This window comes from Thermosynechococcus sp., assembly GCF_046299635.1.
In the GTDB taxonomy this organism is placed as follows: Bacteria; Cyanobacteriota; Cyanobacteriia; order Thermosynechococcales; family Thermosynechococcaceae; genus Thermosynechococcus.
The window spans coordinates 23018-35965 of record NZ_JBKBHV010000017.1; the positions used below are offsets into that span (position 1 = coordinate 23018).

15 protein-coding genes, 1 pseudogene and 1 riboswitch are annotated in these 12948 nt (G+C 53.4%); of the genes and pseudogenes, 3 read left to right on the forward strand and 13 right to left on the reverse strand.

Going from position 1 to position 12948, the window contains the following annotated elements; all coding sequences use genetic code 11:
* Positions 1 to 4 precede the first annotated feature (4 nt).
* The gene (locus ACK4IR_RS08225; RefSeq protein WP_409873926.1) at positions 5 to 412 is read left to right on the forward strand and encodes a (2Fe-2S) ferredoxin domain-containing protein; all 408 of its coding nucleotides are present in this window, start codon (positions 5 to 7) and stop codon (positions 410 to 412) included.
* Here ACK4IR_RS08225 and ACK4IR_RS08230 read toward each other — a convergent pair.
* From ACK4IR_RS08230 to ACK4IR_RS08240, 3 genes are all read right to left on the reverse strand, one after another.
* Positions 294 to 875 (reverse strand): helix-turn-helix domain-containing protein, encoded by a 582-nt coding sequence (locus ACK4IR_RS08230; RefSeq protein WP_409873892.1) that lies wholly within the window; start codon positions 873 to 875, stop codon positions 294 to 296. The two genes, ACK4IR_RS08225 and ACK4IR_RS08230, sit on opposite strands and share 119 nt — an antisense overlap.
* Positions 872 to 2044, reverse strand: coding sequence for an ABC transporter ATP-binding protein (locus ACK4IR_RS08235; RefSeq protein WP_409873893.1), 1173 nt, complete (start codon positions 2042 to 2044; stop codon positions 872 to 874). Before ACK4IR_RS08235 ends, ACK4IR_RS08230 begins: the two co-directional genes overlap by 4 nt.
* 62 nt (positions 2045 to 2106) lie before the next feature.
* Complete coding sequence (locus ACK4IR_RS08240) at positions 2107 to 2367, reverse strand: sulfiredoxin (protein ID WP_409873894.1); 261 nt, start codon at positions 2365 to 2367, stop codon at positions 2107 to 2109.
* 145 nt (positions 2368 to 2512) lie between these two features.
* Here ACK4IR_RS08240 and ACK4IR_RS08245 point away from each other — a divergent pair, with 145 nt between their 5' ends.
* The gene (locus tag ACK4IR_RS08245) at positions 2513 to 3847 is read left to right on the forward strand and encodes an alkaline phosphatase PhoX (RefSeq protein ID WP_409873895.1); all 1335 of its coding nucleotides are present in this window, start codon (positions 2513 to 2515) and stop codon (positions 3845 to 3847) included.
* A gap of 53 nt (positions 3848 to 3900) precedes the next feature.
* On the opposite strand, the pseudogene ACK4IR_RS08250 reads toward ACK4IR_RS08245, so the two are convergent.
* The 8 genes and pseudogenes from ACK4IR_RS08250 to ACK4IR_RS08285 form a co-directional block, all read right to left on the reverse strand.
* Positions 3901 to 4875, reverse strand: a pseudogene (locus ACK4IR_RS08250) (AvaI/BsoBI family type II restriction endonuclease).
* On the reverse strand, positions 4848 to 6248 hold the full coding sequence (locus ACK4IR_RS08255) for a site-specific DNA-methyltransferase (protein WP_409873896.1): 1401 nt from the start codon (positions 6246 to 6248) through the stop codon (positions 4848 to 4850). Before ACK4IR_RS08255 ends, ACK4IR_RS08250 begins: the two are co-directional and overlap by 28 nt.
* Before the next feature lie 275 nt (positions 6249 to 6523).
* The gene (locus tag ACK4IR_RS08260; protein ID WP_409873897.1) at positions 6524 to 6967 is read right to left on the reverse strand and encodes a DUF4278 domain-containing protein; all 444 of its coding nucleotides are present in this window, start codon (positions 6965 to 6967) and stop codon (positions 6524 to 6526) included.
* Between the two features lie 39 nt (positions 6968 to 7006).
* Positions 7007 to 7119: riboswitch (Glutamine riboswitch) on the reverse strand.
* Between the two features lie 173 nt (positions 7120 to 7292).
* Entirely contained in the window at positions 7293 to 7556 is a 264-nt protein-coding gene (rpmA, locus tag ACK4IR_RS08265) for a 50S ribosomal protein L27 (protein WP_297051500.1), read from the reverse strand.
* Between the two features lies 1 nt (position 7557).
* The gene (gene rplU / locus ACK4IR_RS08270) at positions 7558 to 7893 is read right to left on the reverse strand and encodes a 50S ribosomal protein L21 (RefSeq protein ID WP_409873898.1); all 336 of its coding nucleotides are present in this window, start codon (positions 7891 to 7893) and stop codon (positions 7558 to 7560) included.
* Between the two features lie 115 nt (positions 7894 to 8008).
* Complete coding sequence (locus tag ACK4IR_RS08275; RefSeq protein ID WP_409873899.1) at positions 8009 to 8413, reverse strand: FHA domain-containing protein; 405 nt, start codon at positions 8411 to 8413, stop codon at positions 8009 to 8011.
* A 41-nt stretch (positions 8414 to 8454) separates the two neighbouring features.
* On the reverse strand, positions 8455 to 8901 hold the full coding sequence (locus tag ACK4IR_RS08280; RefSeq protein ID WP_409873900.1) for an Rrf2 family transcriptional regulator: 447 nt from the start codon (positions 8899 to 8901) through the stop codon (positions 8455 to 8457).
* Positions 8898 to 10442, reverse strand: a complete 1545-nt coding sequence (locus tag ACK4IR_RS08285) for a SagB/ThcOx family dehydrogenase (RefSeq protein ID WP_409873901.1) — start codon at positions 10440 to 10442, stop codon at positions 8898 to 8900. The genes ACK4IR_RS08280 and ACK4IR_RS08285 overlap by 4 nt, the downstream gene beginning before the upstream one ends.
* A 121-nt stretch (positions 10443 to 10563) precedes the next feature.
* Between ACK4IR_RS08285 and ACK4IR_RS08290 the strand changes: the two genes are divergently transcribed.
* A complete protein-coding gene (locus ACK4IR_RS08290; protein ID WP_409873902.1) occupies positions 10564 to 11094 on the forward strand; it encodes a pentapeptide repeat-containing protein in 531 nt (176 codons plus the stop codon).
* Here the strand turns inward: ACK4IR_RS08290 and cbiE are convergent.
* Positions 11085 to 12332 (reverse strand): precorrin-6y C5,15-methyltransferase (decarboxylating) subunit CbiE, encoded by a 1248-nt coding sequence (gene cbiE / locus ACK4IR_RS08295; RefSeq protein WP_409873903.1) that lies wholly within the window; start codon positions 12330 to 12332, stop codon positions 11085 to 11087. The two genes, ACK4IR_RS08290 and cbiE, sit on opposite strands and share 10 nt — an antisense overlap.
* Positions 12329 to 12943 (reverse strand): cobalt-precorrin-8X methylmutase, encoded by a 615-nt coding sequence (locus ACK4IR_RS08300; RefSeq protein WP_409873904.1) that lies wholly within the window; start codon positions 12941 to 12943, stop codon positions 12329 to 12331. The genes cbiE and ACK4IR_RS08300 overlap by 4 nt, the downstream gene beginning before the upstream one ends.
* Positions 12944 to 12948: the final 5 nt, after the last annotated feature.

Consider the following 12948-nt stretch of genomic DNA (forward strand, 5'->3'; position numbering starts at 1 on the left):
GGCTATGACCTCTCCTTCCTTGGCCCAGCAGGTTGCAGCCCTTGGCATTGACCGCATTCAGCGGCACTTGTTTCTCTGTGCCGATCAAACAAAACCCCTCTGCTGTGACAAGGCCGTGGGGCTAGAGGCATGGGAGTATTTGAAAAAGCGCCTCAAGGAATTGGGCTTGGATCAACCGCGCCCAGAGGGCTGTATTTTTCGCACCAAGGCCAATTGTCTGCGGGTATGCCAACAGGGACCGATTCTCGTCGTGTATCCCGATGGCGTGTGGTATCACTCGGCAACCCCGGCGGTTATTGAGCGGGTGATTCAGGAGCATGTGCTGGCGGGTCAGATTGTCCGAGAGTATCTACTGGCGTCACCAGCGCCCGAAACAGCAGGCGATCGCCCCACCAATAGCCCACATGGGTAATGCGCACCAGCGTTCCTGCCGCTAAGGGGGCGCGATCGCTCTGGTGCTGATGTGGATCAAAGGGAACACATTCTCCCACCTCACCAATCTTTTTGACCCCCCATTGTTCTAGGAGTTGAAACACAGGGTTGACAAGGGTCAAAATCCGCTGGGCGGGGGCGGTGGGGGTTTGGCGAGCAGCATAGGCGGCAGTGGGCCAGAAACGCAGAAACGGTTCAAGAATTTGCAGGGCTTGGTGTTGGAGCGCCGCTTCAGAGACGGGTTCGCCGTAGAACCACCGCCAGAATTCCCAGGGAGTTACCCCCAGCACATGGGCAAGGTGTTCAAGGGTTTCAAGGCGCAGCCGGCGCACATCCCCGGCCCAAATGGCATTGGCTTGCTGTCGCGTGAAACCTTTACGGCGCAGCTGACTTTTGCAGGTAATGCCGACCAGGGCAAGGCGAGCTTGCAGATCTTGGCTCATGGCTCTAGGCGCTGCCCTGTCTTCTTGTCAAAAAAGTGGAGATGCTGCGGATCGGGACGCAAATAGAGGCGATCGCCCCGACGAATGGCATGCTGACCCGGTAGCCGCACCCGCAACGTTTCGCCGGTCGCACTCAGGTGAACCATCAGCCCGGTTTCATTGCCAAGGGCTTCTACGAGATCCACTTCAACGGGCAGTGTGGTCTCCGCCTCAGCCGTGGCTAACTCAAGATGCTCCGGACGAATTCCTAACCACACCTCTGAGGCGTTGGGCAGAGGAGAACCCAAGGGGAACTGCCAGCCGTGGTACTGCATCTTCCCTTCCCTGAGGGTCACGGCTAAAAAGTTCATCGGCGGTGAGCCAATAAACTCGGCAACAAAGCGATTGGCGGGGCGTTGATACAGCTCAAGGGGCTTGGCAATTTGTTGAATTTGGCCTTGGTGGAGAACGACAATGCGATCGCCCATCGTCATTGCTTCCGTTTGATCGTGGGTCACATAAAGGGTTGTGATGCCCAATTGCTGCTGAAGTTGGACAATTTGAGTGCGAGTTGCGGTGCGCAGCTTGGCATCGAGGTTAGAAAGGGGTTCATCCATGAGAAAGACTTGGGGATTGCGCGCCATGGCGCGTCCGAGGGCAACCCGTTGTTTTTGGCCGCCGGACAGTTGTTTGGGATAACGGTGGAGCAAGTGATCGATTTGCAGCATCTGCGCAACCTGCATCACCCGCTGCTGAATGGCGCGTTCCCGCGGAAAGGAGAGCTGCATTCCCTTGGGGAGCGATCGCGTCCAGCGGGTCAGCGTGGCTTCAATGGGAGCGGGTAACAGGCCATTCATTTGGCAGGTGCGGCGCAACCCAAAGGCCAAGTTGTCATAGACCGTGAGATGGGGATAGAGGGCATAGCTTTGAAAGACCATGGCAATATCCCGTGCTTTGGGGGGTAAACCGTTGACCGGGCGATCGCCCACCCAAATGGTGCCTGTGGTTGGCTCATCCAAGCCGGCAATCAGTCGCAGGAGCGTACTCTTGCCACACCCCGAAGGCCCCACCAGCACCAAAAACTCCCCCGCCCCAACCGTCAGATTAATGTCCTTGAGCACCGTGACATCCTGCCCGCGCTGGGGATCGCGATAGACCTTGGTCAGTTGTTCAAGGCGTACACCGCTCACAATTGTCGTCCTAGGGAGCTAATTCCCTAGAGTCCCACACGGCGGCTAATCTGACAAGGTGCCTAGGCAAGGTGCAGCTTCAGGACCGAACGGGGCGCGCGGCGGACTCGTGCCCGAATTGTGGGCAGTCCAAGGCGCTGACAGGCTTCATAGCGATGACACCCGGAAAAGCTGTAGTATTGGCCTTCCACTTCAAGAACCTCAATGGGTTCCTGCTGGCCGATTTCCGCAATTGAGGCCATCAGCGCTGCCACTTTTGCAGGATCCGTTTGCCGAACCAGCGGCCGACGAATGGCATGGAGGGGTAAGTCTAAAACTCGCATCGGCTTATCCAAACTCGTTATGAGTTTATTTTAGTAAACTTTCCTCGCTCAACCCCACCCCTCCCTTGAATCGTTTCCTAACTTTGCAGTAAGACAATAGGGGGCAGTGTTTAGCCGTTGGTTGTGCAGTTCACTGAGGTTTTTTATGGGTTTGCAACGTCGTCGCTTCCTCACCCTTGCCGCCGCCGGTATGGGGGCAGCCCTCTTTCCCCAGGGCTTGCAGCTTCTCTACCAACGGGCAGCCCAAGGTCAACCGCTCACCACCCGTGGATTTGGCCCTCTGGTCAAAGACCCCAATGGCCTGCTGGATTTACCGGCGGGTTTTCGGTATCGCGTCTTCTCAAAGTTGGGCGATCGCCTGAGTGATGGTACCCCGGTGCCCACCTGTCACGATGGCATGGCCGCCTTCCCCGGCCCCGATGGCACAACCATCCTTGTCCGCAACCATGAAACGTATCCCGGCCTTCCCCGTGCCTTTCAGGGGGTGGTGGCTCCCCAGGAGAGGATGTATGACCCCCTTGCCCCCGGCGGCACCACCACGCTGGTTATCAGCAAAGATCGGCGGCTCCTCAGGCATTACGTTTCCTTGGCGGGCACCTCTCGCAACTGTGGGGGCGGCAAAACCCTCTGGGGGAGTTGGATTAGCTGCGAGGAAACCGTTGCCACGCCCGAACATCCCGCCAACCAAGGGCTCGTGCAAAGACGCCACGGCTACAACTTTGAGGTGCCTATTCAGGCCAAAGAACCGGTAACGCCGCTTCCCCTGAAGGCAATGGGGCGCTTCCAACATGAGGCGATCGCGATCGATCCAAAAACAAATATCCTCTACCAAACGGAGGATCGCGGCGACAGCCTCTTTTACCGCTTTATTCCCAAACAGCCGGGCAACCTTGCTGCCGGCGGCGAGTTACAGGCCCTCAAGATCAAAGGTGCCCCGAAACTCAACACTGCCGAGGGTTTTCCCCTGCGCAAACCCTTTGAAGTGGAGTGGGTGCCCATCCCCGATCCTGACCCTGCCACCGATACCGTCCGCTACCAAGGATATGAGCAGGGCGCAGCTCAATTTGTCCGGGGTGAAGGCCTCTGCTACGCCAAGGGCGAGTTTTACTTCACGGCAACCAGCGGTGGGCAAAAACGGTTGGGGCAAATCTGGCGTTACCGTCCCCCTTCCACCTCGGGCGAGGGTGGCACGATTGAACTCTTCCTTGAGTCGCCGGGCAAGGAGGTTCTTGATTATCCCGATAACTTGACAATGACCCCTTGGGGAGATTTCCTTTGCTGTGAAGATGGCAATGATGGCATCAACCGCCTTGTCGGTATTACCCCCGCCGGACAGATGTACACCTTTGCCCGCAATGCCCTCAACAATCAAGAACTCACGGGGGTGTGCTTCTCCCCCGACGGCCAGACCCTGTTTGTCAATCTGTATCATCCGGGGATGACCTTTGCCATTTGGGGGCCGTGGCATCGGCGGAACTAATCCCCCTTGAATTTGAAGATCGCCCTAAGGCTGGGGAATCAACTTGGAAGCTTTCACAACGACACGAGCCATCTGCATATTGATGCAATTTGATTTGGTTCGTTTAAATTAGCAGCGTTAGCAAGCATCTTTTTGTTCAACTGAGTCCATATTTCATCTGCCATTTTTTCTCAATGGCTGCACCTATAAAGAAAGAAAATAAGCGGGGAATGCTGGGCTTTAGAAAATGCTTCACGGATACGGCCAAGAGCTGCTTGCGCAGTTTTCCAGTGCTCGTCTGCGCCGGCAGGGTCTATTCCCCCTTTGAGTTCGCCGAGTGCAATATAAGATTTGGCCAATTTATATCTTGTAGCCCGCAACTCGTCAGGACTGAGATTGAATAAACACATGTCCACATTACTCTTCACTAAAGGCACGGTCAAATTGTAAATCAGAGTGCGCGGCTCACCGTTTCTTTTCCAAGTTAACCCACGTAAAAATAACTCGATTTCAGAGTCATCCACCCACTCTTTCATGTTTGAACCTTGCCATCTGTAACAAATACCATCGGCTCTTAGGGTTGAAATGATTTCCTGGTTAAGTTTTCCCTGCGCTAAAATGCCACCTATGTTCCGCATTGTCCCACCGAGTGCCTCGCCACGCGTCAGCAGGAACCTAAACACCAGCTCTTCAACGAATTTTTCTCCGGCCGGCTCAAGGAAGTTCTTGATAAGATGATTGATGGCTTCTTCTTTGTCTTCTGGCTGTAAATGACGCAAGACTTTGTCAGATAATCCTGCTGCCGTGAGAAGATATCCTTCTATACCTTTGATGCCCCGCAAATCATGAGGTGTTTTAGCGTTTGATGCAGCTTCTTGCAATGCTCTTGCTTCGGCGACATAAGGTGTAGAACGACGGTTCTTTTCAAGCGCAAGAGCAACAAAGCCTGTACGGGTAGCTTCATAACTTGTAACGAGATCATCACTAGACTGAAGATGGTTTCGATAGGGAGATAAGCCCATCACAGTTTTCTCCAGACATAAATACATTTGCGCAGAGGATAGCGTCCATGCTGCTCCATCTGCTGGCTACTATTTCCTTTACCGTTCGGCAAAACAAGAATATGCTCAACTTGAAAACCTAGTTTTTCTGCAATATCAGAGAGGATCATATCTACCGAAATGCTTACTCCTGCATAACGCACATTATCATTAACCATGAACAAGAGGGCATTCGGTTTGAGAACACGTGCGCATTCTGCAATGACACAGGTCATTTCATAAAAATAGCCCCTGACCATCCTAGGGATACCATTGTTATTCAAGGCTTTTCGCTTTTTTTGGTCTTCCAAGTATTTCAGGATAGTCTGCAATAGCTTCTGCTTCTCGGCAGCTGCCAGTGCCGTTGCCCATTGCGGATTGATATTTAATAGGTCTTTTGAACGGTTCTCCACGGTGGAGCTTAGCATCTCTTGGCGAAGTCTTAACAGTTCTTTCTCACCTATTCCCAATAATGCGAGTTCCAGCGCATATGTACGTGTGTAGTCATAGCGATTGCAGTAGGGTGGAGATGTTATGATGGCGTCGTAGGCCTTCTCCGGTAATTTAGGCAGTATTTGAAAGCATGAACCTTCATACAGATGGATTTGTCCATAAAGCTTTTCAACAAAAGATAAACTGGTTTGATGAACCATCCATGTATCTATTAATATTTCATTTATCTTTCCGCAAACAGCTTGCTGTAAATCTAGAATTTCCCCCTTATTAAAAATTCTCTTACTTTGTGCGCGTCCAGAGCGGTAGTCCCAGCGAAGGTATTGACCATCCTTTCGAGTGAAGCTAATAGACTCTAGTACACAAAGTAAAGCAAAGCGCAAGACAGCTTTAACTCTTCTGTTTTCTTCTTGGCAAGCACCCATATATTGTTCAATAGCCTTCTTGGTTTTTTGAGGATAAGCTCCTTGCGTAATTCGGAGTTCTGGCAGCGGAATACGCTTTTCTGATTTCTCCCATACTCTTTGTTCCGACCACCGGCGCAACCTATCGAAATCTTCAGGTGTGAACTCCGTCTCTAGAGTTTTTTTAGTGGCAATAATTTCTTGCCCGATGGGTAATAGTTCAATACCCTCTGCATGTATACCCATTGCACTTGCAGCAAATAAAGCCGTTCCGCTGCCGGCGAAAGGATCTAAGATTCTGCCAGTAGTAATGCTGTACTTGTGAAACAATTGTTCAACTAAAGAAGCGGAAAATGCTTCCTTAAACTTGTACCAACGATAAACGGGTCTGGTTTTGTTCGCTTGAAAACTAACTAAAAGACGAGAAAGTGATGGCAGGACAAAAAATTTGCCTTGGAATCGCTCAAATAGCTCTTGATCAATGCGGTCTATCTTGCTCAAACTTGTGCTCTGATCCTGCAACATGATTCTTTCAGGAGCTATAAGATATCACACAGGTTATCGCCTTGAAAAGAAATAATTCAAGACCTTTTCCGTCTGCTGTTAATGATTAGTGGCTTTCATTGCACGCTAGGAACCGTTGGGCATCGAACACTCAGCTTTCCATCCTCCTTTGGAACCTAACTTATTAGGTGCATTCTTACGGAGAGCTGGTATAAGAGCAATAGAAAAAGGGAGCCAAGGCTGATCCGACTCCCTCTCGCTTTTCCTACTCAATCAATCGGACTATTGTCACTGCCCTAGCTCAGTGCCACATAGGAGCGATCGTAGGTGGCACCAAAGAGGGGGTTAATTTTTCCTTGGATGTGGTTCCAGTAGTGGGCTGCCGTCACGGGCATCCCGATCGCTTCCGCCATTCGGGCAAGGAGGGTTTGCTCACGACTTTTAATCATCACATGATGTGCCACGGCCAAGGAGCGAGCCATGTCGTTCACCGTTGCCGTCATGGGCACAGAAGCCACACTATCAGCCAAGCGAGCCGCAGGAACACCGGCAGGCGGCTTACCTTTTTGATACTTGACCCCGCGATAGGCCATGATTTTTAAGGAGTCTTCCGGAGGATTTGTCACAGCAGCCACACGGTAGGTGTTACCGCGATACTTAGCCACGACATCCGTTGCTTGGGTGTTGATCGCTGGAGGAACGTAGTTGTATTGAACGCCGCGATAAGTGAGAGTAGTCATAGTTTTCGCCCCATTTTGACTACAAGGTGAACTGATTGAGGTGCGTTCCTTCGGGATCTCTTTCCCTACTTCCGTCCCTCGCAAAGGAACAACGCTGACAACTCAACTCGGTCTGAAAAGCGTTTACTGATGTCTTGCGAGAGATGAACGATTTATTTCTGTATCTAATTTAACAATTTCTCGACCTTAAAGCAGCCTGTTCACAAAAATTTACATTCTCAGGGCACAAGTCTCCCCAGAAGGTGATGGGCTGAAAACATAAAAAGGGTCAACCCAGTGGATTGACCCCATTGAAGAATTTTTGAATATTTATCGGGGTATGGCTTTAACCCTCAGCTAGGGGATAGACGCTCACCCGCTTGCGATTTTTGCCATAGCGTTCAAAGGTAACCACCCCCGCGATCGTCGCAAAAAGAGTATCATCACTGCCGCGACCGACATTGACGCCGGGGTGAAACTTCGTCCCTCGCTGCCGCACCAGAATGTGGCCGGCTTTCACTACTTCGCCGCCAAAGCGCTTGACACCGAGACGCTGGGCATTGGAGTCACGACCGTTGCGGGTACTACCTGTTCCTTTCTTGTGTGCCATGTTAACCTCCTAGGGATTCACCGTTGAGACGAATCTCGTTGATCATGATGCGGGTGAGTTCTTGGCGATGGCCTTGTTTCTTGCGGGTTTTCTTTTTCGGGCGCATTTTATAGACAATCACTTTGGGGCCGCGACGATGCTCCATCACCGTACCCGAGACAACGGCACCACTAACGTAGGGTTGACCCACATGAACTTGACTATCGGTTTGTACCAACAACACCTGTTCTAGATCAATCGTGCCCTCTGGCTCGACGGGGAGACGCTCCACATCATAAAAGCGCCCGGCTTCAACGCGCAATTGTTTGCCACCGGTCTCAATAATTGCGTATGCCATAGAAACTAAAAAACTCCTTACCGTGCAGGTGGGGAAATGACCCGCTTGAGAACCTGTTCCGCGCAAACTCAACAATTTCCCATCATAAAATTGGCACTCTATGGATGTCAAATCCCTAGCCGACCCAAGGCAGGCTGCCCGTCGAATGTTTGCTCAGTTCAGGGAATTCATCGAGGGAGATTTCCTTAAACATGTTGGGATAATAGAAAACGATCAGGGTGGTGCCAACACCAATAACATCTTTGTGGTGGAGGAGGGTGCTGTGCTGAATGGGGAAGCCATTGGGGAACGTGCCATTGCGACTGTGGTAATCACTGATGAAATAGAGGGGCTGCCCCCTAAAGAGAAAGGCGTTGATGACGGCATGCACCCGCGAGACGTAGGTATCCCTGAGGAGAATACTGCAATCGAGTTGGCGGCCAATGATCCATTGGCGATCGCGACTGAGAATGACCTCTCGTTTGGGCAAGCTGCGTTCGCGAATGACCAGCCATGCTTTGGCGTAGGTTGCTGCTGACATTGGTGCCTCCCTAGGGATGGGATGCCTTCAGCCTAGATCGCCTAGATCACAAATGTTGCTCCATCCCCTTGGGCAGCTTGCCAGCTGCGGGCGTCAAAGTAGAGATCCTCAAGGGAGATATCGACCAAGGCATCCAGAAGTTTTTGGTGCAGTCGTTGCCAGAGACTCAAGGTCACCCAATCTGCGGTGCCATCTGCCGGTCGAGGGGGGTGTAAAAACAGGGGACTTGGCGATTCACCGACGGCGGTCAGAATGTCCCGCAGGGAAATGGCACTCGGGTGGCGCGCCAGTTGATAACCTCCATAAACACCCCGCAGCGATCGCACCAAGCCGGCACGCCGCAGTTCAATCAGGAGTTTTTCCAGATAGGGGGCAGGAATCTTTTGCCGCTCGGCAATGGCGCGCACGGACGCAGGCCCGTAGTTGGGTAGCAAACTTAAATCTAGCAGAGCCTTGATACTGTAGTGGCCACGGGTCGTGAGGGTCACGCTGCTTTGCCCACCGTCGTAATGTACAACACGGCTTCTTCGGGGGGAATGCCCAAAAGATCGTTGACCTGATCGTCAAAGAAACCGCCGATGCCGCTGACCCCTAGCCCTAAGGCGGTAGCGGCTAAATTGAGTCGCTGTCCGAGGTGACCGGCATCCATGTGCAGGTAGCGATAGGCACGTTCCCCATAGCGAGCGATCGCCCGCTCCAGATTGGCGGTATGGAAAATCACCACTGCGGCATCGCGACCCAAGTCTTGATTGAGGCAGAGAAAATGCAACTGTTCCTGAAAGTTCTTGAAGCGAATCTGGCGTAGCTCATGCTCGGCCACGGCATAGTAGTAGCAGCCTTCCTCGAGATCCCTGACCCGCGTCGCGGCAATAAAGGTTTCCACTAATGTTGGGTCAAAGAAACTGGGGGTTTCATCTAGTCCTTGATCGCGATAGTCCTGCGGATGGTAGGCAAAGGTGAGTAGGGCGGCCAGTTGATCCACCTCAATCCCTTGACCATTGTACTGACGGGTGGAGCGCCGCTGGAGAATGGTTTGTTGGAGAGCAGCTAAATTATCTTGCCAATGAATGATGGTTTTGCTCAGACTCACCCGCAGACCAAAGGGGAAGTTATATTTACTGGAGGTGGGTTCAGCAGGCGGTTCGGTACTGCTTTTGGAAACGGTTGTTTCTGCTTTAGCCATGCTGTAGATAATCTCACTGCTTACCAGAGCACTGGCACGATGATAAGCTTTGAGCAACTCCCCACTGGCGATCGCCCCATAGTCATAGCAGGTGGCAGAGGGTAGGACAGAGGGGAAGGTGGATAAGTTTTCGCCCACTTCTAGCAAATTGGCGAGGGCAACTACCGCCAACACACCCTCCTGTTCTGGATCGAGGTAGAGGAGTTCATTCATTTGTGCATCTACAAAGCCACCAATGAAGTGAGCGCGAAAGTCATTGATATTGGCGGCCAGTGCCACATTTCCCAAGAGGTGTCCAATGTCGAGGCAAATGCGGCGATAGGCGCGATCGCCATAGCGCCAAGCGGAACGATAAAAGACGGCGGTGACAATCAGGGCAAGGTGCGTCCTTTCTAGAGCCGGATGCCAAAGACAAGCAGCCTGGAGCGCCGACCAAGAGTAGCTTTGCCACACCTGTACAAGGGCATGGTCTTTCACTTGGTAGTGGTAAATGCCGGCGGGAATGGCGGTATCGTTGCGAGTGAGGAGATAGATCTCCGCTGGATATAGCCCCCCGGCAGAGGGTGCTGCCCGCATATAAAAAGGCTGATCCGGATAGGGAACCACCCCTGTAATGCCATAGCTACAGTACAACAGCCGCGAAAGTCGTTGCCAATGGGGGTGAGCTGCCCCCTGCTTAGATTCTAAAAAGGGCTTCAGGGAAAAGACTTGACCCAAAGGATAGGTTTTGAAGGGACTGGGCTGACGACTAAAATCCAGCGGTGTAGCCTGTTGGGCTAAGGTCTCAGGGGCGTACTTGGTGCGTTCGTGGTAGTGCTGTGCTAAGGAAAGCGATTGAAACCCCATCGTGGTGCCTCACCAAGTTAAGAAACCATTAAATAAAATGAACTTCTTCAATAAATCCCCCTACAGTCAAAAAGGTTTAGGTAGAAATACTCAATCACACTACAGCACTCTCTATACCATTATGGCCAAATTCAGCAATGAGGAACTATTGGCAGCCTATGCAGCGGGGGAACGGGATTTTCGAGGAAGCGATCTGAGGGGGCTGAGTCTGTTTGATACCAACCTCAGCGATGCTGATTTTAGCGAGAGTCATTTGGAGAATGCTTACTTGCCCTATTGCCAGCTCAATCGGATTCGAGCAACGGCGGCCAACCTCCGCCATAGTGAATTAGGGGATGCTCAGTTGTATCAAGCCAACCTTGCAGCAGCAGATCTCGAGGGCGCCAGCCTTGTGCGCACTAACCTGCGCTCCGCCAATTTGGAACGGGCAAACCTGCAAGGGGCGAATCTTCAGGGAGCCGATTTGCGCTCTGCCAATTTGCGCGAGGCTAATCTGCGGGGAGCGAACCTGCAACAAGCCAATTTGGAGCGGGCAGACTTGACGGCAGCGCAGGTACAGCGCTGTAATTTTTTTCGCGCTACAGGCGTTGATCTCTCGGTGGCGGTGTGCGATCGCACCACCATCTATCCCGATGGCTATTTCTATCCCTGAGATAGGGTAATCAGCGTCACCGGATTGAGGGGGTGGAGGCGGTGGCCTTGCCCTAGGGGAACAGAGCGACTTAGTTGCACCTGGAGCACCTGCGGGCTAATTTGATGGGTCTGACACCAGTGAAGAACTTGGCCTTGGTGTTCAAGGGTGGCGATCGCCAGCACGAGGCGGCCAGCGGGTTTCAAGTGGGACCAGCAATACTCCAGATTGGCCAAGAGTTGGGCACCGCTGCCGCCGATAAACACGCGATCCGGTTGCGGTAAGCCACTGAGGCGCTGGGGGGCTGCCCCTTGGATCGGGATGAGGTTTGCCAAGCCAAAAGCCTTGCGGTTGCGCTCAATCAATTGAAAGCCGATGGCGGTTTTCTCGACTGCATAGACGGTGGCTTGGGGAGCAAGGCGGGCAATCTCCACGGCCACACTGCCGCTGCCGGCACCCACATCCCAAACGGTTTCCACCGTGCCGCTGAGGGTCAGTTCCGCCAAGACCAGCACCCGCACTTCCCGCTTCGTCATCAAGCCGGGGCGATCGCCAAACGTAAAAAACTGATCATCCCCTAGGCCAAGAACGGGCTGTTCCCTGGGGGATAGGCGTTGGGGTTGACGCAGGAGCACCACCAGATTCACGGGATGGATTGCCGGCAGTTCCCTCACCGGTTGGGCTAAGTCCCACGGCAGAATGGCTTCCTCTTCACTCCCCAGCGCCTGACAGACCCACGCCCGATAGGTCACAGGCAGGTGCAAGGCTTGGTAGAGGCGGCTAATGGCGGCAATGGTGGCCTCGCCGTCGGTATAAATGGCAATTTTCTCTACCCCCCGCTGCCACAGGGGCACCAGTCCCGCCAAATCACGGCCATGGGCACTGTAGATCACGGCGTCCTGCCAGGGGAGCTTGAGCCGACTAAAGGCCAACTGCACGGCACTGAGGTGGGGATGAAACGTCAACTGATCGGGGGTAAAGACTTCCAAAAGCCAGCGCCCCAGCCCGTAAAACAGGGGATCCCCACTGGTGAGGATCACCACCTGGGGGTCGGCGGTACTTTCCAAGTGGGTTTGAATGGCTTTGAAAGTGGCCTGAAAGTCCCGTAAAACAAGGCGGGGGGTGTTGTCTTGGGGAATCAACCGAAGGTGGCGATCGCTTCCCACAAGGAGCGTGGCCGACCGAATCAGGGCTTGCATCTTAGCGGGTAAACCGCCCAGGCCGTCGAGACCCATGCCCACCACATGAATCGGGGTCACAGCGGCTCCTCGCTATAGGCCAACGCCAGTAGGGCATTGACAATTGCCGCTGCCACCGGCGATCCCCCCTTGCGACCGGCAACGCGAATTTGGGGAACAGGGAGGCGGGCAAGGGCCGCTTTGGACTCCAGCACATTCACAAAGCCCACCGGCACACCGATGACACCGGCCGGCGGCACGGCGGTTTCCTGCAGGCGATCGCACAGGGCAAGGAGGGCTGTGGGGGCATTGCCGATGACAAACAGTGCTTGGGGGCAAGCTTGCCAAGCGCGGATCATCCCTGCGGCACTGCGGGTTTGACCGGGGGCGGTGTGGCTGCCATCGTCGAGGGCGGTAATGATCGGGTTTTGAAAGGTACGGCTGACCATTGTTTGAATCCCGACACTGACCATGGCCACATCGGTCACAATGGGAATTCTGGAGCGGAGCGCCTCGGTCATGTGGGCGATCGCCCCCGGCGAGATTTGCAGAAGATGCTTAAACTCAAAGTCGGCGGTGCTGTGGATAATCCGCCGCAAAATTGCATAGCCAGGGGGATCAAAAGGGTGTGGGCCGATCTCGCGATCGATGATGGCAAAACTGGCTTGGGCAATCGGATGCAGCAGAGACACAGGAC